The sequence below is a fragment of the Colwellia hornerae genome (assembly GCF_007954355.1).
Taxonomy (GTDB): Bacteria; Pseudomonadota; Gammaproteobacteria; order Enterobacterales; family Alteromonadaceae; genus Colwellia_A; species Colwellia_A hornerae.
Window position 1 is genome coordinate 1 of sequence record NZ_VOLR01000010.1, and the last position, 21,458, is coordinate 21,458.

At 38.2% G+C, this 21,458-nt stretch carries 18 protein-coding genes and 1 pseudogene; 6 read left to right on the forward strand and 13 right to left on the reverse strand.

From position 1 onward, the window contains the following. A pseudogene (locus tag ESZ26_RS19210) lies at positions 1–200 on the forward strand (hypothetical protein); the annotation flags it as partial. Between the two features lie 416 nt (positions 201–616). Here the strand turns inward: ESZ26_RS19210 and greA are convergent. The 6 genes from greA to bamJ form a co-directional block, all read right to left on the reverse strand. Further along, the gene (gene greA, locus ESZ26_RS08410; RefSeq protein ID WP_146799303.1) at positions 617–1,093 is read right to left on the reverse strand and encodes a transcription elongation factor GreA; all 477 of its coding nucleotides are present in this window, start codon (positions 1,091–1,093) and stop codon (positions 617–619) included. Between the two features lie 118 nt (positions 1,094–1,211). Beyond that, positions 1,212–4,430 carry a carbamoyl-phosphate synthase large subunit gene (gene carB, locus ESZ26_RS08415; protein ID WP_146799304.1) on the reverse strand — a complete coding sequence of 1,073 codons (3,219 nt, stop codon included), beginning with the start codon at positions 4,428–4,430 and terminating at the stop codon, positions 1,212–1,214. Between the two features lie 31 nt (positions 4,431–4,461). Next, entirely contained in the window at positions 4,462–5,601 is a 1,140-nt protein-coding gene (carA, locus tag ESZ26_RS08420) for a glutamine-hydrolyzing carbamoyl-phosphate synthase small subunit (RefSeq protein ID WP_146799305.1), read from the reverse strand. A gap of 267 nt (positions 5,602–5,868) precedes the next feature. Further along, positions 5,869–6,672 (reverse strand): 4-hydroxy-tetrahydrodipicolinate reductase, encoded by an 804-nt coding sequence (gene dapB / locus ESZ26_RS08425; protein ID WP_146799306.1) that lies wholly within the window; start codon positions 6,670–6,672, stop codon positions 5,869–5,871. A gap of 40 nt (positions 6,673–6,712) precedes the next feature. Beyond that, on the reverse strand, positions 6,713–7,135 hold the full coding sequence (locus ESZ26_RS08430) for a hypothetical protein (RefSeq protein ID WP_146799307.1): 423 nt from the start codon (positions 7,133–7,135) through the stop codon (positions 6,713–6,715). A gap of 68 nt (positions 7,136–7,203) precedes the next feature. Continuing rightward, a complete protein-coding gene (gene bamJ / locus ESZ26_RS08435) occupies positions 7,204–7,827 on the reverse strand; it encodes a BamJ family beta-barrel-assembly machinery protein (protein WP_146799308.1) in 624 nt (207 codons plus the stop codon). A gap of 220 nt (positions 7,828–8,047) precedes the next feature. Here bamJ and ESZ26_RS08440 point away from each other — a divergent pair, with 220 nt between their 5' ends. From ESZ26_RS08440 to ESZ26_RS08450, 3 genes are all read left to right on the forward strand, one after another. Continuing rightward, positions 8,048–9,367 (forward strand): Na+/H+ antiporter NhaC family protein, encoded by a 1,320-nt coding sequence (locus ESZ26_RS08440; protein WP_146799309.1) that lies wholly within the window; start codon positions 8,048–8,050, stop codon positions 9,365–9,367. A gap of 149 nt (positions 9,368–9,516) precedes the next feature. Further along, positions 9,517–10,953: a serine hydrolase domain-containing protein gene (locus ESZ26_RS08445; protein WP_146799310.1), complete on the forward strand. Its 1,437-nt coding sequence runs from the start codon at positions 9,517–9,519 to the stop codon at positions 10,951–10,953. A 288-nt stretch (positions 10,954–11,241) separates the two neighbouring features. Further along, positions 11,242–12,252 carry a GGDEF domain-containing protein gene (locus ESZ26_RS08450; protein ID WP_146799311.1) on the forward strand — a complete coding sequence of 337 codons (1,011 nt, stop codon included), beginning with the start codon at positions 11,242–11,244 and terminating at the stop codon, positions 12,250–12,252. A gap of 238 nt (positions 12,253–12,490) precedes the next feature. Here ESZ26_RS08450 and ESZ26_RS08455 read toward each other — a convergent pair whose 3' ends face one another. Continuing rightward, positions 12,491–12,949 (reverse strand): hypothetical protein, encoded by a 459-nt coding sequence (locus ESZ26_RS08455; protein ID WP_146799312.1) that lies wholly within the window; start codon positions 12,947–12,949, stop codon positions 12,491–12,493. A gap of 260 nt (positions 12,950–13,209) precedes the next feature. On the opposite strand from ESZ26_RS08455, the gene nhaR reads away from it, so the two are divergent. Further along, positions 13,210–14,118, forward strand: coding sequence for a transcriptional activator NhaR (gene nhaR / locus ESZ26_RS08460; protein ID WP_146799313.1), 909 nt, complete (start codon positions 13,210–13,212; stop codon positions 14,116–14,118). A 107-nt stretch (positions 14,119–14,225) separates the two neighbouring features. On the opposite strand, the gene ESZ26_RS08465 is transcribed toward nhaR, so the two are convergent. The 6 genes from ESZ26_RS08465 to ESZ26_RS08490 form a co-directional block, all read right to left on the reverse strand. Continuing rightward, positions 14,226–15,422: a GAF domain-containing sensor histidine kinase gene (locus tag ESZ26_RS08465; RefSeq protein WP_146799314.1), complete on the reverse strand. Its 1,197-nt coding sequence runs from the start codon at positions 15,420–15,422 to the stop codon at positions 14,226–14,228. A 280-nt stretch (positions 15,423–15,702) separates the two neighbouring features. Then, on the reverse strand, positions 15,703–16,509 hold the full coding sequence (locus tag ESZ26_RS08470; protein WP_146799315.1) for a M48 family metallopeptidase: 807 nt from the start codon (positions 16,507–16,509) through the stop codon (positions 15,703–15,705). A gap of 87 nt (positions 16,510–16,596) precedes the next feature. Then, a complete protein-coding gene (locus ESZ26_RS08475) occupies positions 16,597–18,078 on the reverse strand; it encodes a sensor histidine kinase (protein WP_146799316.1) in 1,482 nt (493 codons plus the stop codon). Next, on the reverse strand, positions 18,075–18,800 hold the full coding sequence (locus tag ESZ26_RS08480) for a response regulator transcription factor (RefSeq protein WP_146799317.1): 726 nt from the start codon (positions 18,798–18,800) through the stop codon (positions 18,075–18,077). Before ESZ26_RS08480 ends, ESZ26_RS08475 begins: the two co-directional genes overlap by 4 nt. A 378-nt stretch (positions 18,801–19,178) precedes the next feature. Then, positions 19,179–20,021 carry a spondin domain-containing protein gene (locus tag ESZ26_RS08485; RefSeq protein WP_146799318.1) on the reverse strand — a complete coding sequence of 281 codons (843 nt, stop codon included), beginning with the start codon at positions 20,019–20,021 and terminating at the stop codon, positions 19,179–19,181. 17 nt (positions 20,022–20,038) lie between these two features. Further along, positions 20,039–20,869, reverse strand: a complete 831-nt coding sequence (locus ESZ26_RS08490) for a spondin domain-containing protein (RefSeq protein ID WP_146799319.1) — start codon at positions 20,867–20,869, stop codon at positions 20,039–20,041. A 221-nt stretch (positions 20,870–21,090) separates the two neighbouring features. Between ESZ26_RS08490 and ESZ26_RS08495 the strand changes: the two genes are divergently transcribed. Then, positions 21,091–21,453, forward strand: coding sequence for a hypothetical protein (locus ESZ26_RS08495; protein ID WP_146799320.1), 363 nt, complete (start codon positions 21,091–21,093; stop codon positions 21,451–21,453). Positions 21,454–21,458 lie beyond the last annotated feature (5 nt).

The window sequence follows — 21,458 nt, forward strand, 5'->3', positions numbered from 1 at the left end:
GTGTTGTTCTTTATGATTATTATGGGATGGCAACTGCGTCAAACTTACAAAGTATACCGGCGAGATTAAAAGAATTAACGGACACGATTAAAGACTTTATTCTGCCAAAACAAAAACGGCCTAATTACCCTAGGGCAGTAAAAATGAGAATGGGCAAATTTCCAGTAAAACGTTCGCAAAAGCACAAAGAAAATCCTTAAGCGAACAGCATTGGAACTTGTTTCAGGATCTAGTCACTGAGATACTGAAATAAATTCAGCATGACGACCTTAGTGTCTGGTCACTGAGATACTGAAATAAATTCAGCATGACGACCTTAGGATCTGGTCACTGAGATACTGAAATAAATTCAGCATGACGAGCTTAATAGTCTAGTACTGCGTTTTGTAGATAACAAAAACTCCGTCATCCTGAACTCGTTTCAGGATCTGGTTACTGAGGTACTTAGATACTTAGATACTGAAACAAGTTCAGCATGACGACCTTGGGAACTGGTCACTTAGATGCTGTGATTCTGAGATACTGAGATACTGAAACAACAGGGCTTAACATAAAAAAACCCATTATTTTCATAATGGGCTTGGTCTCTTGTCACTGGGTTTAATCTAGTTACGTATTAAATATATTCGACTGAAACAATCTCATATTCAACAACGCCACCAGGTATGGTGATTTCAACTTCAGAATCAACTTCTTTACCAATTAAACCACGGGCAATCGGTGAGTTTAATGAAATACGGCCGGTTTTAAAGTCAGCTTCATCATCGCCAACAATTTTATAGGTTACTTCAACTTCAGTATCAATATTTAATAAGGTAACCGTTGTACCGAAAAGCACTTTGCCATGATTAGCTATTTTTGTGATATCAATAACTTGGGCGTTACATAGTCGACCTTCAATATCTTGAATTCGGCCTTCACAAAAGCCCTGTTCTTCTTTAGCCGCATGGTATTCTGCATTTTCTTTTAAATCACCATGTTCACGTGCAACAGCGATATCTTTAACAATACGTGGGCGTTTTTCTGTTTTTAAAACTCTAAGCTCTTCTTTCAGCTGTTCAGCACCAAGAAGTGTCATTGGATATTTAGTCATTTCTCTCTTCTTTTTAAATGATAAAGGTGGCTTACTTAAAAAGTATAACCACCTTTATATAACAATTTTTTATAAAGCATTTATTTAATAATAAATAAATGCCTTACATACTTCAATACTAATTACATTGCTTATGCAATTCTTGTATTGATGTTACCGTATTTCTATCATCAGCTGCATGAGATTGGCATGTTGCAAATGCGGCGTTCAAAGTAGTCGTGTATGCCACTTTATAGCGCAATGCTCCTCCGCGCAAGACTTTAGAATCTTCAATCGCTTTGCGACCTTCTGTGGTGTTAATAATATAGCTATATTCACCATTTTTGATTCTATCAAGAATATGCGGACGACCTTCTTGCACTTTATTAACTAGGCGACATGGAATATTAGCTTCACCTAAGATAATAGCTGTGCCATGAGTAGCATCAACGTCATATCCTAAAGCGACCAACTGTTTCGCTAAATCAACCACACGTACTTTGTCACTGTTACGAACAGAGATTAACGCACGACCTGATTTAGGCACAGAGACACCGGCACCTAAACAAGCTTTTGCGTATGCTTCTTCAAAGGTTTTGCCAACGCCCATTACTTCACCCGTAGAGCGCATTTCAGGACCAACTAAAGGATCACTACCATGAAACTTGTTAAACGGAATAACCACTTCTTTTACTGAAAAGTATGGAGGAATAATTTCTTTCGTTATCCCTTGTTCTCTTAGAGACTTGCCAGCCATAACACGTGCGCCAATTTTAGCTAGTGGCACAGATGTCGCTTTAGAAACAAACGGTATGGTACGTGCAGCACGAGGGTTTACTTCAATAATGTAAACTTCGTTATCTTTAACCGCCATTTGGGTATTCATTAGGCCAATAACACCTAATTCAAATGCTAAGTCGGTAACCTGCTTGCGCATAACATCTTGAACTTCTTGGCTTAAGCTATAAGCTGGCAATGAACATGCTGAGTCACCTGAGTGAACACCCGCTTGTTCGATATGTTGCATAATGCCGCCAACAACAACATCAGTACCATCACAAACAACGTCAATGTCAACTTCAATCGCATCATCAAGAAAATGGTCAAGCAAGACCGGTGAATCATTTGAAACACTAACCGCTTCGGTCATGTATCGACGCAAATCATCTAGGTCATAAACAATTTCCATCGCACGACCACCTAAAACATAAGATGGACGAACCACTAACGGGAAGCCAATACCTTCAGCTTTTGCCATAGCTTCTTCTAATGAAGTCACCGTAGCATTTTCTGGTTGTAATAAACCTAAGCGTTCAACCGCTTGTTGAAAACGCTCTCTGTCCTCTGCTCTATCGATTGCATCAGGAGAGGTACCAATAATGGGTACACCAGCGGCTTCTAAAGCACGTGCTAATTTAAGCGGTGTTTGACCACCATATTGCACAATAACGCCTTTAGGTTTTTCAATACGAACAATTTCAAGAACATCTTCAAAAGTGATGGATTCAAAATATAAACGGTCTGATGTGTCGTAATCAGTTGAAACAGTTTCAGGGTTACAATTGACCATGATAGTTTCATAACCGTCTTCACGTAATGCTAAGGCCGCATGTACACAACAGTAATCAAATTCAATACCTTGGCCAATACGGTTTGGACCGCCACCTAAGATCATAATTGATTCTTTATCGGTTGGGTTTGCTTCACACTCTTCATCATAGGTTGAATACATGTAAGCGGTATCTGAACTAAATTCAGCCGCACAAGTATCAACACGTTTGTATACTGGAAAAATATTAGCTTTATGACGCTTTTTACGCACTTCTGCTTCGGCGATACCAATTAAATCGGCAAGACGAGAATCAGCAAAACCTTTACGTTTGAGTTTACGTAAATAATCCGCTGTTAATATTTTTAAGCCGCCGGCAGCAACTTTAGCTTCTTCTAAAACGATATCTTCGATTTGGATAAGGAACCAACGGTCAACCATAGTTAAGCGATAAATATCATCAACCGACAAACCTAAACGAAACGCATCAGCAATATACCAAATACGATCGGCGCCAGCTTCTTGAAGCTCGTGCATAATTTTAGTTTTAGCACCTGGCTGAGTAACATCGACCATAGAGTCAAAACCATTGACGCCAACTTCTAAGCCGCGTAACGCTTTTTGTAATGATTCTTGTTGGTTACGGCCAATGGCCATTACTTCACCAACTGATTTCATTTGCGTGGTTAAACGGTCTTCACAGCCGGCAAATTTTTCAAAATTAAAACGTGGAATTTTAGTAACAACATAATCGATAGTCGGTTCAAATGACGCTGGCGTTGCGCCGCCCGTAATATCGTTAGTTAATTCGTCAAGCGTATAACCGACTGCTAATTTTGCAGCAATCTTTGCTATTGGGAAACCTGTTGCTTTTGAAGCAAGTGCTGATGAACGTGAAACACGTGGGTTCATCTCAATAATCACCATACGACCAGTTTCAGGACAAATACCAAACTGTACGTTTGACCCGCCTGTTTCTACGCCGATTTCACGTAAAACCGCAATAGAGGCATTACGCATGATCTGGTATTCTTTATCGGTTAACGTTTGCGCTGGAGCAACCGTAATAGAATCACCAGTATGAATGCCCATAGGGTCAAAGTTTTCAATCGAACAAATGATAATACAGTTATCATTTTTGTCGCGAACCACTTCCATTTCATATTCTTTCCAACCAATTAATGATTCATCAATCAATAATTCTGAGGTTGGCGAGAGATCTAATCCACGTGTACAAATTTCATGGAACTCTTCGCGGTTATAAGCGATACCGCCACCTGTACCACCCATGGTAAATGAAGGACGAATGATACAAGGAAAGCCTAAAATTTTACTGGCAGCATGCGCTTCTTCAATGGTATGTACAATTTCAGCATTTGGCGTATCTAAGCCAATCGCTTTCATGGCTTTATCGAAACGAGAGCGATCTTCAGCTTTATCAATCGCATCGGCTGTTGCGCCGATCATCTCAACATTAAATTCTTTTAATACGCCTTTTGCTTCAAGTTCTAAAGCACAGTTTAAAGCTGTTTGACCACCCATAGTCGGTAAAACCGCACAAGGACGTTCTTTTTCAATGATTTTACGCACAACTTCCCAATGAATAGGTTCAATGTAAGTTGCATCGGCCATTTCTGGGTCGGTCATGATAGTTGCTGGATTTGAGTTAACTAAAATAACTCGGTAGCCTTCTTCACGAAGTGCTTTACAGGCTTGTGCGCCTGAATAATCGAATTCACATGCTTGACCAATAACAATTGGGCCAGCGCCTAAGATCAAGATACTTTTTAAATCGGTACGTTTTGGCATTTTTCAGTTCTCTCTATATCTTGTTTAAGGGCTAAGCTTTGGCTTGGTTCATTAAGTCGATAAAATGATCAAATAGTGGTGCCGCATCTGCAGGACCAGGACTTGCTTCAGGATGACCTTGAAAACTAAATGCAGGTTTGTCGGTGCGATGCACGCCTTGAATTGATTGGTCAAATAACGACACATGCGTTACTTTCAAATTAGCGGGCATTTTGTTTTCATCAATAGCAAAACCATGGTTCTGCGCCGTTATCATCACCACATTACGTTCAAAGTCTTTCACGGGATGATTGCCACCATGATGGCCAAACTTCATTTTAATGGTTCCTGCGCCGCTGGCTAAACCAAGAAGCTGATGACCTAAACAAATACCAAAGATTGGCGTTTGTGTTTCTAAAAATGATTGAATGGCAGAAATCGCATAATCACAAGGTTCTGGATCGCCAGGGCCATTTGATAAGAATATACCGTCTGGATTCATCGCTAAAACATCAGCGGCTGGTGTTTGTGCTGGCACGACTGTTACCTTACAACCTCGGTCTACTAACATACGCAAAATATTGCGTTTGGCACCAAAATCGTAAGCAACCACATGAAACTTCGAGTTATCAGGCGTAATATGACCTTTTCCTAATTCCCAGCTGCCTTCTGTCCATTGATATTGTTCTTTGGTTGAAACAACTTTGGCTAAATCCATGCCTTTAAGACCTGGAAATGCTTTTGCTTGAGCTAAAGCGTCTGTTTCTGCAGCCTCAGACATTGTATCTAGGGTCATGATACAACCGTTTTGAGCGCCTTTTTCACGAAGAATACGTGTTAATTTACGCGTATCAATGTCGCTAATACCTAAAACATTACGTGCCTTTAGGTAGTCGCTTAAATTCTGTTCATTTCGAAAATTACTCGCTAATAGCGGTAAGTCACGAATAACTAAACCTTTTGCCCAAATAGTGTTTGATTCTTCATCTTCACTGTTGGTGCCTGTATTACCAATATGCGGGTAAGTTAGGGTGATAATTTGCTCTGCATATGATGGGTCGGTAAGAATTTCTTGGTAACCGGTCATTGAAGTATTGAACACTACTTCACCAACAGCCGCTCCGTCTGCACCAATAGCGGTGCCTTTAAATACAGTGCCGTCTTCAAGCACTAAAATGGCAGATTTAGTCAATTTAACCTCCGTAAAGAAGAAAGAAGCTTAACGATGCAACTAAAAAACATCATTAAGTACAAATTACGTGTCGGCTGTTTCCTATTGAAACACCCATAAAAAATGCCAAAAATTTCGTTATTACGAATAGAATCACTAAATTTTTGACAAAATCCACTTATTTTACGCTTGTATCACATATTCGTCTAGCGATAATTGTAAAAACTAAGCGTTTAATTGAATATTCAGTTAAAACAGCCAAAAGTAACTGTTTTCTTTAAAAATAAATTACTTTAAGCCTAAAACATCTTGCATATCATAAAAGCCATTATCCGCTTCGCTTAACCAGAATGCGGCTCTCATAGCACCTAATGCGAAAGTCATTCTTGAACTTGCGCGATGGGTGATTTCTAACCGTTCACCAATATCAGCAAAAAAAGCGGTGTGCTCTCCAACGATATCTCCTGCTCTTACTGTCGCAAAACCTATGGTTTCTTTATCACGTTCACCGGTGATACCTTCACGGCCATAAACCGCCACTTTATTCAAGTCTCTACCTAAAGTGTCTGCTATGACTTGCCCCATTTTTACAGCGGTACCCGATGGAGCATCTTTCTTAAATCTATGGTGCGCTTCAAATATTTCTATATCAGTATAGTCACCAATTGCTTTTGCGGTAACTTCTAGTAGTTTAAACATTAAATTAACACCGACACTGGTATTTGGCGCTAAAATCACCGGCATAAGTTCACCTGCTTTTTTGATAAGACTCACTTGCTCATCACTGAAGCCCGTGGTACCAATAACAAGTGCTTTATGATGTTGTTGACACCATTTTAGGTTCTCTAAAGTGGTTTCAATAGCGGTAAAATCAATAAAAACGTCAGCATTGAGTAAGTCGTTTAAGTTAGTTGCTGTTTTTTGGCCAATAGCGCCAATACCAGCGAGCTCGCCTAAGTCAAAATTAACAAACGATGAAGACGATCGAACCGTACCACCGACTAGTTCAATAGATTTATGCTCAACGGCTGCTTGAATTAAGTTACGCCCCATACGGCCGCTGCATCCTAAAATGGCTACTTTTACTTTCATTTTTAATCTCTATAAATTTATAGTTAGCTACTACATCACTTTAACGTGCTAGCGCTAACGGCAATGCTAATTCAATACTATTGGATAAATCGTGTGAAACCACGCTCATTATTTTGAACTGCTCGTCTATTTTAACCACATGAAAAAATGCGCTAAAGTCAGCAAAAACTTCATTTTTGTCATCAACAAAAGCCCAATCTACACATATATCGATAGAAGAATCATCTGCGTGATTATAACTTGCTGCAGTTGGTATTATTTTTTTGGTGTTTGCATGCGTTAAAACAGTAAAGATGTCTTTAAATTCTTGATTGAAACTTTCACTATTCGCTAAATAAGCAATTTTATCTGGGGTATGTAATGTACAAGGTAAATGATAACAAGCGCGTGCTGCCTTTAAATCACAATGTTCAAAGGCAATAATATAATTTTTAAATAATTTGATCAGTGCTTGCTCTAACATACATCCCTACTTACTTTGTTCTTTTCTTCGCCCATAAAAAAGCCCTCAACGGAGGGCTTTAAAACTCATTAGCTAACAATTGCTAATAATTCAACTTCAAACACTAACGTTGAATAAGGTGGTATAGCACCTTGTGAGCCTTGCTCACCGTATGCCAAATGGTAAGGAACGTATAAACGCCACTTAGAACCTTCGGTCATTAACTGTAATGCTTCAGTCCAACCTGGGATAACGCCACCAATTGGGAATTCAGCAGGTTGACCGCGATCTACAGAACTATCAAAAATGTCGCCATTGATGAAGGTACCATGATAATGCGTACGAACTGTGCTTGCTGCTGTTGGCTTCTCGCCATCACCTGTTGCTAATACTTCATATTGAAGACCAGATTCAGTAACAGTTACTTCATCACGCTTAGCATTGTCAGCTAAGAATTTTTCGCCTTCAGCTGACATTTCTTTAGCTGCGGCTTGTTCTAACTCTTGCATTTTTTTAGAAACAACAGAAAACGCGGCATTTAAATCTTCGTCTGATACTTGGCTTGCTGAATTAGCAATAGCATCAGCCAAACCTGCTTGTACAGCAGATACGTCGAATTCTTTAAAAGGGTTATTGCGTAATTGATCACCTAGTTGACGACCTACGCCGTAACTTACACGTTGCTCAATAGTTTCAAATGTATTCTCTGACATGATATTCCTTATGTTTTCGCCGACACAGTTATTGTGTAAAAATGGCAATTAGATAAAAATTCGCGATAGGATAACATAAACGGCTACTGGTCTGTAGCTTGAACTTAAGACATTTGGTTATTTTATATAATTTCCGGTTATGGCTATGCTTTCGTTATTATTTTGCTATCGATTTAGTTTACGATAGACTAGCGTTAACTTAATGTTAAAGATAAATTTTATGAATAAAGATGTAGTTATTTCTTCTCCGGAAAAACGTTTACTTAGCCTGTTACCTTTTGGGGTTTTTCTTGGTTTATTTCTTGGCACCGGTATTGTCCTTACCTTACAAGGCGTTGAGTTTGCTTTTTATCAACTACCCGCCAGCATAGCTATTATTCCTGCCATCTTAGTGGCTATATATTTAGGTAAAGACAGTATTAATGATCAAGTCAGCCAATTTATTTCTGGGGCTGGCCATGCAAACATTATTACTATGTGTGTTATTTATCTACTCGCAGGTGCTTTTGCAACAGTTGCCAAGACTACCGGAAGTGTTGATGCTAGCGTGCAGCTAGGTTTATCTTTTTTCCCTGATTACCTATTACTGCCAGGTTTATTTTTAGTTGCGGCTTTTATTGCTACCGCCATGGGCACTTCAATGGGCACCATTGCTGCAATTGCGCCGGTAGCATTAGGTTTTATAGAGTCTGCTGATTTAGATGCGTCGATTGTTGCCGGTTGTATTATTTCAGGTGCTATTTTTGGCGATAATTTATCAATAATATCGGACACCACCATAGCATCGACGCGTAGTCAGGGTGCTCAAATGAAAGATAAATTTAAAGTTAATTTTAAATTTGCTGTACCTGCGGCAATTTTATGTCTTATTATTTATGCTTCAATGGGAATTAGTATTCCGCATGAACAAGCCCAAGATATTAACGTACTTGGCTTATTACCCTATTTGGTCATACTAACGTTAGCGTTGATGGGGCTGAATGTCTTTGTGGTACTAATTGTCGGCATTATTCTCGCGGCTGCCATTGGTATGTACGATAACGGTTACCAATTATCGGCATGGGTTAGTGATATCAATGCCGGTTTTGCTAGTATGCAAGATATTTTCATTCTATCACTGTTTATTGGTGGTTTAAGCGAACTAATAAAACGCCAAGGGGGCTTAGCCGCGCTGACCCATGCCATTGAGCACTTTGCGCGTAAGCTCAATCCCAACAATAAAAAGCGTGCCGCCGGTTTAGGTATCGCTGCGTTAGCATTTACTTGTAATTTTTTTACCGCAAATAATACCGTATCAATTATTGTTACTGGTGAAACAGCGAAAAAATTAGCAGAAGATGGACAAGTCAGCCCAGCACACTCGGCAAGCTTATTAGATATTTACGCTTGCATTAACCAAGGATTATTGCCTTATGGCGCGCAAGCATTACTGCTAGGGGCAACCTTGAAAATATCACCTATTGAAGTGGTATCAAGTGCTTTTTATCCGATAATTTTACTCGTTGTCGCCAGCATTGCTTTTTGGCGCATCACTAAGTAGCTTACCGGTTTTTGGCTTTCGTTACTCTGCTCTCTATTGTTGCGAAAGTGACTCGTTTGCGCTATTAGTCTAAACAAGTACGAATAGCTTAAACAAGTACGAAATCACTTGTAGAAATTAAACTATAATCGGCTAAGGACATAAATTGAATGAAGGGATCAAAAATAATATTAGCTACTGCGCTAGTCTGCAGTTTGTTGACCGCAATAAAAACCACTGCCGTGCCAGCAAATATTCAATCATCGCTTCACGTTAAGCAAGTCACTGAAAAAATAGAGAGTATTATTGAAAAAGCGCATCAACTTATCGGCTTCAATGGCTCTGTGCTTATCGCTCAAGATGGCGAAGTCATTTATCAACAGGCTTTTGGCTATGCGGATCAAGACAAAAAAATCAAACTACGTGCAGATCATCTGTTAAGCACGGGATCTATTTCTAAAGAATTTACGACCATCGCGTTAATCATGCTCGAAGAACAAGGAAAAGTTCACTATCAAGATAAAATAAGCAAGTATCTAACTCACTTACCGGCATGGGGCAATCAAATCACCATTGAGCAATTGCTCTCCCATACCAGTGGCTTACCCAGAATCAATTGGCGCGACAACTTAAACACCCAAGATATTGAAGCACAGTTAATGGCAATAGACACTTTAGCGTTCACCCCAGGGTCTGACTATCTTTATGGAAATTTAAATGTCTTATTACGCGCTTTCATTATTGAAAAAATCACTCAACAAGCCTTTCCTGCTTATATAGAGCAGACGTTGTTCAAGCCAGCTAAAATGAAAAGCACTTTTAACAAAATTGAGCTTAACGATGTTCGCCCATCGGTAGTGGTTGGCGATTACCCAACAGCAATATTAGCTATCAGCTATTACACCACCCCTGCTGACCTATATCTTTGGGAAAAAGCCTTGCAGAGTCATCAGTTTATTAGCGCCACATCAATGAAAAAAGCGTTAACGCCTCATACCTTATCTGGTATGTCTTCACGCGCTTATTTTGATTTAGGAAACTTTATTAAAAATGATCAAGGCCAAATGACCTTATTATTGCACGATGGCAGTAATCCCGACCACCACGCAATTAAAGCAAATCATTTAGACAAAGCATTGATCATGATTTTAATGTCTAGCGATGGCCGTAAAGTGACACTGTTTGAGCTTAATGATTACATTGCCAATATCGAAAAATATAATAATAATGAAATGCCCGCCTCATGGTGGTTAACTAACGAAATTAACTCATCTAATTTTGATGATGCCTTTGAGAAATTCAAAACAGTCATTAAAAAGGGTCAATCGTTAATTGTCAGTGAAGATGCGTTAAACAAATTAGGTTACAGCTTTGCGCGCAATACTCAATTGGCTAACGCCATCGCTGTGATGAAACTAAATACCAAGCTTTATCCTGACTCTGCTAATACCTATGACAGTTATGCTGAATTATTAGTGCTGACTGAACAATACAAGCAAGCACTACCTGTTATTCAACAAGGACTTAAGTTAGCTGAGATGGATAAAAACGCTGAGCTAACCAAGCTGCTTTTTAGGCACTTAACCATCGTAAATAACAACCTATAATCGTGTTTTTTTAAGCTAGGCGGAGTAACACCTTGCTGGGGTATTTGAGCGTATAATAGATGTAGCATGAATAAAAAAACTTAAGTGTTAAATGCCATAATCGAACGACTAGCAGAGCCCACCATGGAAAGGTTTAGCCCAATATTAGCTTAAAATGATAAGTAGGCCTTGTTACAATGACTGAAAATAAAGTTAAGCTAATTACAAAACATTAATATTTTGTACTAAGATTAAGCTATTATTTTAACGTTCCTAGGCCAACATTTGCACTTTCATTTAAGAACGGGCTTGTCTAAACGTATAGTAGTGCTACTGCACTGTGCTGCACTGTTTATTATATTCAGTTATGGTCTTCATCATGTTATTAATGAAATAGAACTATTAGGCTATCTACTTTTAGCATCCTCTTGCCTGCTGTCTATTTCTCTTTATTGTGTTTATAAAAATAATTTTTCTGCGTTACTGTTAAAAATATTAACCTTGATGATCACCCTAGTCATTATTGTTGCTTGTTATTTTTTAGGTATCCGCGGCATCATATTTGTTTTTCCTTTAATGACGGCTTATTTTTATAGTTTCCCATATAAAGTGGCTGTTATTACAGCCATTATTGTGTCAGCCTGCGCCTTGCTCGCTTCGTTAAATATAGTAGAGCCTCAAACGGTGTTAAGGTTATCAATTGCGTTAGCGATGAATATACTTTTTATTACTTGTATTGCTCACTTAATTTACAAACAACAAATGGGCTTGGTAAAAGAAGCTCGAGAAGACCAATTAACCGGAATTGCTAATAGAAGATATTTTAATGAGTTACTAACACTAGCTCTAGTCGAGGCTAAAAAATCAGATACCCTCGTCGTCTTGCTTTACTTAGATTTAGATGACTTTAAAGCTGTCAATGATAGCTATGGTCACTGTATTGGCGATTGTGTTTTAAAAGAAGCCAGTACTAGGTTGCAGTCTTGTATTCGAGAAGCAGATGCCGTTTGTCAGCTTGACCAAATAGAGACTAAAGAGCATGTTGCTCGCTTAGGTGGTGATGAATTTGCCATTATATTAAAAGATGTTATTTGTATTAGTGAAATTGACGAGGTGACCGAACGTATTTTAGCTAAAATGAATGAACCCTATATTATTGATACATTAACTTTATACTGCCACGCGAGCATTGGAATGGCATGGAATAAAGATAAAAGTAGCTCACCGCAATTATTAATGCAACAAGCTGATTCGGCGATGTATCAAGCCAAAGAAAAAGGTAAGCAGAGTTGCCATACTTTTAATTATGCGACTAACTAACAATATTCACTATCTGCTAAGTTATCAGCTCTATAAGCAAGCGTTTCCCGTTATAGGACAATGACAGGACAATGACTCAAGTTAGCTGAGTATGATAAAAACACCGAGTTAACAATACGGCTCCCTCGGCACTTAACAACAGTAAATAAGTATTTATAATCTAATTGTCGATAAGAGAAGCACCAAAGTAGTGAGGTGCTTCATATAGCGCTAAAGCATTATTTATCTGCTTTTATTATCAACATGGAAAATCTGAAACTAACGTTTCAAATAAGACCACTTTTAGAGGTTTAGTCTCTAAGTCATCTATTTTCATCGATTTGGCTACTTTAGAAGCCACTCTTTTCCTATCGTCTTCAAGGGGGATACAAAACTCATAAACACCTTCATTTTCCATCAATGATTTCCTCGCCGTAACACGTGTTTTATATGCTCGTTTGACAAAGTCACTAACTTGCTCTCGAGGATTATCGATTAATGCCTCTGGTTTTACTACCGCACTTTCTGAAAGTAACGATGAGTCAATAAATCCGTCGATATAAAGTTTGCATGGATTAATTTCACTGCGGTCTATACCTTGTTGGTATGCCTTACACGATTTGATAATATCAGACTTAAAGTCTGCAAATGCTGAACCACTAGCCAATAAAAAACAGACAAAAATAAATTTAGCCATAAGATTTTTTGTGAACTTCATTTTTAAAATTCCTTAATTCAATTAATTTTACAGATAATCACCCGACTAACATTCCGCTACTAATAACAGAAACTAAAATAATAGTTAGCTCGGATACTTATATATCCTAACCTAAGCAGTTTTATCTTTCTAGGTATTTTATAGCCAAAAAGTAAAACAATAAAAGTCGATTGTTATTGCGTTATTATCAGAAAAAAGTTGACAAAAAACCCAAGGATCATTATTTTTAATGACCATAGGTAAATTCTCAAGAGAACATTATGGCAAAACTAAACTACCATCATTTACAGTATTTTAATGCAATAGCTAAACATGGCAGTATTGCCCAAGCATCAAAAATTATTCATATAACCCCACAAACATTGAGTGCTCAACTCAGTACTTTTGAAGAACAATTAGGCTATCTGTTGTTTGAACGAAAAGGAAAACGTTTGGTGTTAAATGAAATGGGACGCCTAACTTACAGCTATAGCCAAGAAATATTCAGTTTAGGGGACGAATTACTCTCTTCACTTAAAAATCATTCAGCAGATTTTGCTTCTCGCTTCTCAATAGGCGTCACCGATGTTATCGCGAAAGTATTTTCTTTTCATTTTCTTAAGCAAATTTATACCATGGATAGTTCGATAAAATTAATCTGTAAAGAAACTAGTTTAGAGGTATTGCTTGGAGAGTTGGCGATAAATAAATTAGACGCGATACTAACTGATACTCCCCTGCCTGCGAATTCACCGTTAAAGGCGTATAGCCATGCTATTGGAAAAAGTGGTTTTAGCTTTTTTGCTCACCAGCACTTGGCCAATAAATTACAAGCTAACTTTCCTCACTCGCTTGATGGACAGTCATTTTTCATTGCCGGTGAAGGTACAAATCAACGTTTAAGTATACTTTCTTGGTTTAATCAATTAAGTATCTCGCCATTAATTATTGGAGAATTTGATGATTCAATATTAACTAAATATTTTGGTCAGGCGGGTTATGGTGTATTTTGTGCACCGACAATCATTGAAGATCATGTTATGGAGCAGTTTAATGTCAGTATTATCGGCAAAACCAATGATATAACCGAACACTACTACCTAATATCTCCCGAACGTAAGGTTAAACATCCAGCTGTTCAGCATTTATTAACCGAAGGAAAAAAGCTATTTAAACAACCGATGGCATAAATTTGCCAAGCAGTTAGCACAAATAAAGCCCCAAGACGGCGATTGGCAACTATCTTTATTCTTGGAACTTTACCCTATGTTCGAGCGGTAACTCGTTTAGATATTTATCATTTAGAGACTTCTGGAAAGTTGAGGGTTAATTTAGCGCCATCGGTATATGTTTTATCTAGGGATAAATAACCTTGCTGTTTACGTGCAAAATCGCCACATAAACTTAAACCTAAACCGTAACCTGACTCACCTTGAGTGCCACAATGGCTAGCGACACAATCGCTAAATAGTTGGTCTTGTATTTCTTGTGGAACGCCCTTGCCTGTATCTGTTATCACCAGTTTAACCTGACCATCATTGGATTTAGCTTCAATGTGTATACTGCCATGCTCTGGCGTATACTTAATGGCATTTGACAATAAATTGCGAATAATAGTTTTTGTTAAATTAACATCCGCCATTACTGTGATATTTTCATTGGTATCGTGTTTAACCGTGATTTTTTTTAAATTGAAACTATCACCCATCAAGTCGATCGTTTCGGTTATCAGTGGTTTCAACGCTGTCGCTTTTAATTCAGCATGAACCGCGCCTAATTGATTACGTGACCATTGCAGGATTTCGTCTAATAGCTGATAAAAGGTCAATGATGACTCTAAAATACCATCGGACATTTCAGCAATAAGTTCAGGATCAAGCGTATCGGCATTTTCATGCAGAAGTTTTGATAACCCCAAGATACCATTAAAAGGAGAGCGTAAATCATGAGCCAAAATGGCAAATATTTTTTCCTGATCGGCTTGCATACGCTCTAACTGACGGTTACGTAGTCTCAGTTCTAACTGACTAACCACTTGTTTTGCTAGAGTGTTTAATGCTAACTGTTGTTTTTCATCCAGTTTATGAGGTGCCGTATCAATAACACATAAGGTGCCAATAGGCATACCATTTGAACTGACCAGTGGCGCGCCCGCATAAAAACGAATATCTGGAGAACCCGTTACTAACGGATTATCGACAAAGCGTTCATCCTCTAAGGTGTCTGGTACTTCAAAGACGTCATCTTGCAAAATGGCATGAGAACAAAAAGCCATATCCCTTGGCGTTTCATTGGCATTAAGACCTACACGAGATTTGAACCACTGGCGGTCTTTATCAACAAGGGAGATAAGAGAAATAGAAGTTCCACAAATGACGCTTGCCAACTGCGTAAGTTCATCCAGCACTTTTTCGTCTTCGGTATCTAATACTTCATATCTGAGTAGTTCATCAATACGTTGTAATTCTTCGGGGTGCAGCTCAGCACTTATCATAATACGCAAATCCTTAGGGTGCATTAACTACGTTTATAGGAAAAACAGGTAATTACACTGGTACCTTCAACTATATACTAGTGACTATAACGTATTTTACAATGTTAAGTTCTGATATTTAGCGGTATAAATAAAATTAATGATAATTTAAAATTATATTGCTTTAATCATGTAACTGTCAGTAAAAATAAATAGCATAATTTCCCACCCCCCTCAACTAAAGGGGCAGGAAAATCCATTGGTAATATATTTCAGCATAAAGATTTGTGATTAATACGTTTTAGATGTTCTTTGGTTTTTTACAACTAGGTGCATTACTGGCTTTATAATAAGCTTGGGACTTCGGTAAATGTTCAGTTAACTGATTAATACGAGTTTCATTTGATGGATGTGTTGACATAAATTCTGGTGGTGAACCATTTGAAAGTTTAGCCATGTTCTGCCACAAACTAATAGCTGCCGATGGTTCAAATCCTGATTTTGCCATTAAGTCTTGTCCAACAATATCAGCTTCACTTTCATGGGTACGTCCATAAGGCATTAATATACCGTATTGTAATCCTAAGCCTAAACCAGACATCCACAAGTTGCGGTTTTCAACATTTCCAACTGATAGGGCCGTATCAACAACAGCCATACCTGTTTGAGAAATTTTACTAGATGACATTCTTTCATTCGAGTGGCGTTCAATAACATGCCCTACTTCATGGCCAATAATTGCCCCGAGTTGGTTTTGATTTTCAGCAACTTTTAAAATACCCGTATAAACGCCAATTTTCCCGCCAGGTAAAGCGAATGCATTGACTTGTTCAGAGTCAAAAACAACGACTTCCCACTCTCCTTTATGAGCGGATTTAGGCACGTTTTTAGTGATTGCTTTCGCTACACATTGTACATAATTATTTATCGCAATATCGGTACTGATTTTTTCTTTTTCTTTCATTTGTTCAAACGAACTGGCACCCATTTTATTGAGATCTGAACTTGAGAAAAGCGTTATTTGATTACGTCCAGTCGAAGATTTTGCACAGCTTGCTAAAACGATAAGTGCAGCAAGTGTTAGTAAGAGGGGAGCCTTGTAATTCACGATATTTCCTTAGGTGAAGTTTTTAAATGAAATCCTGATAGGTATTCTAAGGAATGTTGGCAAACAATTCGACTGTTAAAATTCAATTTATAACGAAACTTTACCTAAATTAATAGAAAATGTTGTCCCTTCGCCTAATTTACTCGTTACCTTTATATCAGATTTTAATAATTCCAGTAGCTTTTTAGTGATAGCAAGTCCAAGTCCAGTATGCTTCTCCTTGTCTTGCACTGCATTACTTGCACGGTAGCGCGTATCAAAAATATAAGGAAGCTCATCTTCTTTAATGCCTGTGCCCGTATCAGTAATATTTAATTGACAGTAGTTTTTATCCACCTCAGTAATAGATAGGGTAATTTTTCCTAACTCAGCGGTATGGCGAATAGCATTTTCTAGTAAATTACTTAATACCCGCTCTAATTTTCCAATATCACTATGAACTTGGGTGTAAGAACACTCAGGAACAATATTAATTTCTATATTCTTAGCTGAGGTCTGCAAACTAAATTTAGCAACAACATCATACAAAAGTTCAGCTAAATTAAACGCTTCAAGATTTAAAGAAACTTGACCACTTTCAAGATGAGCTAGCTCAAATATTTGATCAATAAGTCCTTTCAATTGTTGAGCGTTTTTCAACGCTATTTCGATATATTTTTGTCGCTGCTCTTTAGTGACCTGATCACTTTTTAACTCAAGGGTTTCAATATAACCTTGCAGAGACGACAGTGGTGTTCGTAAATCATGAGAAATATCAGCCAACAGCTCTCGTCGATGATCATCATTTTTTTGTAACATGCCAAACTGTTGATTAATTTGTTTAACCATTTGCTCAAACGCTTCGCCAAGTTGGTGCACTTCATTGCGACTGTTAGGCATCCATTTAGCGAGATTGACTTTACTTTGATCAAAACCAACCGCTCTTAGTGCTTTAATATCTCTACTCAAACGCCTTAATGGACGAGTAAAATAAGCAAATATTCCTAACATCACTACAAAGAAGAACAGCATGGCACCAAACATTGCCAAAATAGAGAGCTCGGCTTGCCTGCTTGACTGTAATCGCTTAAAAGCAGATTCGTAACGTTCACCTGTAACAATGACATATAAGTAACCTTGCAAACTATTGCCATTAAAAACAGGCGCGGCAGAAAATATTTTTTTACGAGAAAGATGTTGCGGGTCATCGCCATAAATAGGTAACGCAGCTTGATTTTGTGTTAATTGAATGAGTGGAAGTAAATCAATTTTTGTACGTTTAATTAATGTTGGCGTAATCGAGTGAGTGATAATTTCACCTTTGGGGTCAACAAAATAAAATTCGAAGGCGGGTCCCATAACCATTAAGGTATGAAATAAGTTTTTCAATGCTTGATGATCATAAACACCTTGTTGTAATAATGGGTTGTCTCTGGCTAAATTGGCTGCTAAAGATAAGTGTAAATTTTGCTCTGATTCATATCTTGTTTTTTGCTCAAGTTGTTGTGCCCAAATATAAAACACACTAATAATTGCGATAAATACCACCAATAAAGAAAGAGATAAACGGTGATATAAAGACAGTTTCATGCGGCAACACCTTTTTTATTAAATTTATAACCCACCCCCCAAACTGTTTGTACAATTTCAGGTTTAGTGGTATTTCTTTCAACTTTGTTACGTAAGCGATTAATATGAGAGTTTACCGTGTGCTCATAACCGCTATGGTGGTATCCCCAGACATTACTGAGTAACTGTTCTCGAGAAAATACTTGTTCAGGATGAGAAGCCAAAAATAATAGTAAGTCGAATTCAGTCGAAGTTAGCTCGAGTTCTTTTCCAGCTAATAGCGTTCGATGAGTGGTATTATTAATTTGCAGTTCACCTATTGTTAAATGCTGCTCTGGTTGCTGTTGTTGTGTGTGTTGTTGCTCTCGCTGAGCCGCTAAATGTAAACGTCGCAGCTGACTTCTTACCCTAGCTTGTAATTCACGCACACTAAAAGGCTTACTCATATAATCGTCTGCACCCAATTCAAGCCCTAATACACGATCAATTTCACTATCACGAGAGGTTATCATTAAGATCACTTGTTCTGGTTTTTGTTCACGTAATTGTCGGCACACATCTAAACCTGAAATCCCTGGTAGCATCACATCCAGTAAAACCAGGGCATAGTTATTATCAACAAGTTTCTGCAACGCTAACTCTCCGGTTAAGCAGTGTTCAACCGTTAATGACAGTTCTTGTAAATTTAAAATCATTAAATCTGCAATATCTTGATCATCTTCAACCACTAAAATTGTGTCCATGCTTTGCTCCGTTTTATTCTATTTATTATTAAGAATTACAGCACAAAGAAAAAAACATTTTCAATTATTTATTGAATATACTTATTGGACAAATTTAATGCTCTCAATATTATTAGGTAGCCAAGCAGGAGTTATAAACTTCATCGACTCAAGTTAAGCTATTATTGAGCTCCCCCCCCATCGATACATCTAACACCTAAGTCAATACCAACAAAATTAATATGTTCTACATTATTTTTCTTTATGCCTGAGCATAAGAACTTACTCAGGCATAAATACTTTCGAAACATTTTTATTTTAGCTTGTATCAACTCTTTGACTTTACTATATATCACTAACAATTTAGAGATAGTGACGCCTTTAGCGACGTCTGCCAATTTATCGAGTTCGGGTTACTATGATACGTGCCGTTGGATTGTCCCAGCGATCCGCTTCTGTTAATACCGACGTACTTAAACCTTCCTTACTCTCATCATTAGCATTGGCATTAGTAACAACGCCTCTATGGAAATGAACTAAGTCAAAAAGATCATCACGTGCTGCATCAAAACCCGCACTTGCTCCACCGCCACCTGCAGCACCGGCTGCTGGACCAGGTATAGTACTTGCCGTCTCAGTATTAGCTTCTGTACCAGAATCCCACGTAGGTGCCATAAAGCTCATTGACTGTCCGACAGTCATATTACTTATGTCAGCCGCATTAAGACCGGTAAACGCATCATTAGTATCAACTAACATTGTTGTGAAGCTAAGTCTTAAATCATCAACGTCAAGTAAGGGGACAAGGAGTGTCGACATTGTACCAATAGACCGAGGTCCCGTTGCACCATCTGTAGCGGTAGCATCTAAATACTGGGTTGCAGCTAAAGCTTCAGCAAGAAGTTCAGTAGGGTCACCACCTTCAGCGAGCTGCTCTAAACCAAGACTGGCTGCTTCACCATCGATAAAGGCATGGTAGCCAGGTTCATGGAGAATAATTGCCGCAGGTGAAAATGGCTGGCTGTAGGTTAAATTAGTTAACTGAACAGTGAAAACAGCTAGGTTACCGTTAGTGCCATTCGTACCGTTAGTTCCATTAGTACCATCAGCACCGTTAGCACCATCAACACCCGCAGTACCGGCTTGACCCGCTGTACCATTACTTCCATCATCACCGCCACAACCCGTTGCTAATACAGCAATAAGAGGCAATAACACTAAACTTATTTTATTAATATTCATGTTCTATTCTCCCTAAATTAAGATGATGGGATAGTAATGGTTACTCGAGCAACAGGGTTCAACCAACGATGCTCTGTCGATTGTAAATCACTTGCTCCATCTGTAAGACTGGTATCGCCTAAAATATTTCGATGAATATGTACAGGACCATCTGTGCCATCAACCACTTCATTAGCACCAATTGCACTGCCATCTTCAGCAAAACCAACTTTTACTGCAACACCTGTTCCGCCAACACCTAATGGCACCGGAGAAGCACCTGCGCCAGCAACACCTGGTACACCGTAACCACCCAGTGCAGCACCACCTTGTTCAACAATATCAGTACGCATACTGTTTAACTCGTCATTTAATTCGGTACCTGCATCATATGCGTGTAACATATAAGTATAAGTACCTGGTGTAGTTGGAATTTTAATACTGTCTAAGCCAACAAATGCATCATTCGTTGGAATTAACATAGATAAAATTGAAAGGTAAGGCTTATCCATAGTATCAAAGGCATAGCTTAAAGACGTTGATGGTGCAACTAAACCACCAAAACGATGCCATGTATTCGTAGTGTTATCGGTATCTGTAGGGCCTAAAAGTGCTTCAAAATTTTGACCTGCTGATGCAGCATTTTGCGCATCATCAATGACACCCGCTTCTGCAAGCCAGGCCAATGCTGATGTAGCTTCAACACCGGGTTCAAAAGCATCAACAGAATTATCATGGGCTATAACTAAGCGTGGCGTAAAATGTTGTGCATGGGTGAGGTTAGTAATTTGAATATCAATGGTTTGTGCCATTAACGCAGAACTTGAACAAGCTAATGCGATAGCTGATGCGACTTTAAAAAATTTCATAACTTTCCTTTGATGACTAAATGATTTCGCATTCAGTATGTGGAGGAAATGTTACGGAGGTTTCACGAAGTTATCACGAATTCATCACAAGAATTAATTATAAAAGTAATGAAATTTTTTTAGATAAAAAGGGTCTGTAAGTTGGTAATATTTTTTAAATCTTGCAAGAACGGCATCAAGCGTGACAAAATTATTAATCATTATCATCTTTTAGAATTTATATGAAATATCGGTTAACGCCAGCACTATTTAATAACATTGCCATCACTTGCTCTTCATATCGCTGGAAATTACTGGCATGGAGCGGCTTCTCGTTTGCGCTATTTTTTATGTTGAGTAAACAAATTGAGCAAAGCACCCCTATTGTCTTGGTATGGTTCGCTATATTTATTTTATTTGCAGCTTTACAAACCTTAGTGGTAGCAAGTTTTATTTTCTTCTTTGTGACTTTGCAATCAACTAAACAAGAGAATAAACCGTGGCAAAAGTTTTATTCAACAATCGAATGGTGTGAGGCAATTGTTTTTAGCGTTATATTACCTTTACCTATGATGTTGTTTGTTTACGCGCTGATCATTATTTAACCCGC

Excerpts from the sequence above, each read along its gene's own strand:
- ESZ26_RS08495 (WP_146799320.1), top strand. The coding sequence starts at position 21,091 with ATGAAATATCGGTTAACGCCAGCACTATTTAATAACATTGCCATCACT.
- ESZ26_RS08455 (WP_146799312.1), bottom strand. The coding sequence starts at position 12,949 with ATGAAGTTCACAAAAAATCTTATGGCTAAATTTATTTTTGTCTGTTTT.
- dapB (WP_146799306.1), bottom strand. The coding sequence starts at position 6,672 with ATGAAAGTAAAAGTAGCCATTTTAGGATGCAGCGGCCGTATGGGGCGT.
- ESZ26_RS08465 (WP_146799314.1), bottom strand. The coding sequence starts at position 15,422 with ATGATAAGTGCTGAGCTGCACCCCGAAGAATTACAACGTATTGATGAA.
- ESZ26_RS08430 (WP_146799307.1), bottom strand. The coding sequence starts at position 7,135 with ATGTTAGAGCAAGCACTGATCAAATTATTTAAAAATTATATTATTGCC.
- ESZ26_RS08445 (WP_146799310.1), top strand. The coding sequence starts at position 9,517 with ATGAAGGGATCAAAAATAATATTAGCTACTGCGCTAGTCTGCAGTTTG.
- greA (WP_146799303.1), bottom strand. The coding sequence starts at position 1,093 with ATGACTAAATATCCAATGACACTTCTTGGTGCTGAACAGCTGAAAGAA.
- ESZ26_RS08480 (WP_146799317.1), bottom strand. The coding sequence starts at position 18,800 with ATGGACACAATTTTAGTGGTTGAAGATGATCAAGATATTGCAGATTTA.
- ESZ26_RS08490 (WP_146799319.1), bottom strand. The coding sequence starts at position 20,869 with ATGAAATTTTTTAAAGTCGCATCAGCTATCGCATTAGCTTGTTCAAGT.
- ESZ26_RS08440 (WP_146799309.1), top strand. The coding sequence starts at position 8,048 with ATGAATAAAGATGTAGTTATTTCTTCTCCGGAAAAACGTTTACTTAGC.
- ESZ26_RS08475 (WP_146799316.1), bottom strand. The coding sequence starts at position 18,078 with ATGAAACTGTCTTTATATCACCGTTTATCTCTTTCTTTATTGGTGGTA.
- nhaR (WP_146799313.1), top strand. The coding sequence starts at position 13,210 with ATGGCAAAACTAAACTACCATCATTTACAGTATTTTAATGCAATAGCT.
- ESZ26_RS08485 (WP_146799318.1), bottom strand. The coding sequence starts at position 20,021 with ATGAATATTAATAAAATAAGTTTAGTGTTATTGCCTCTTATTGCTGTA.
- carB (WP_146799304.1), bottom strand. The coding sequence starts at position 4,430 with ATGCCAAAACGTACCGATTTAAAAAGTATCTTGATCTTAGGCGCTGGC.
- bamJ (WP_146799308.1), bottom strand. The coding sequence starts at position 7,827 with ATGTCAGAGAATACATTTGAAACTATTGAGCAACGTGTAAGTTACGGC.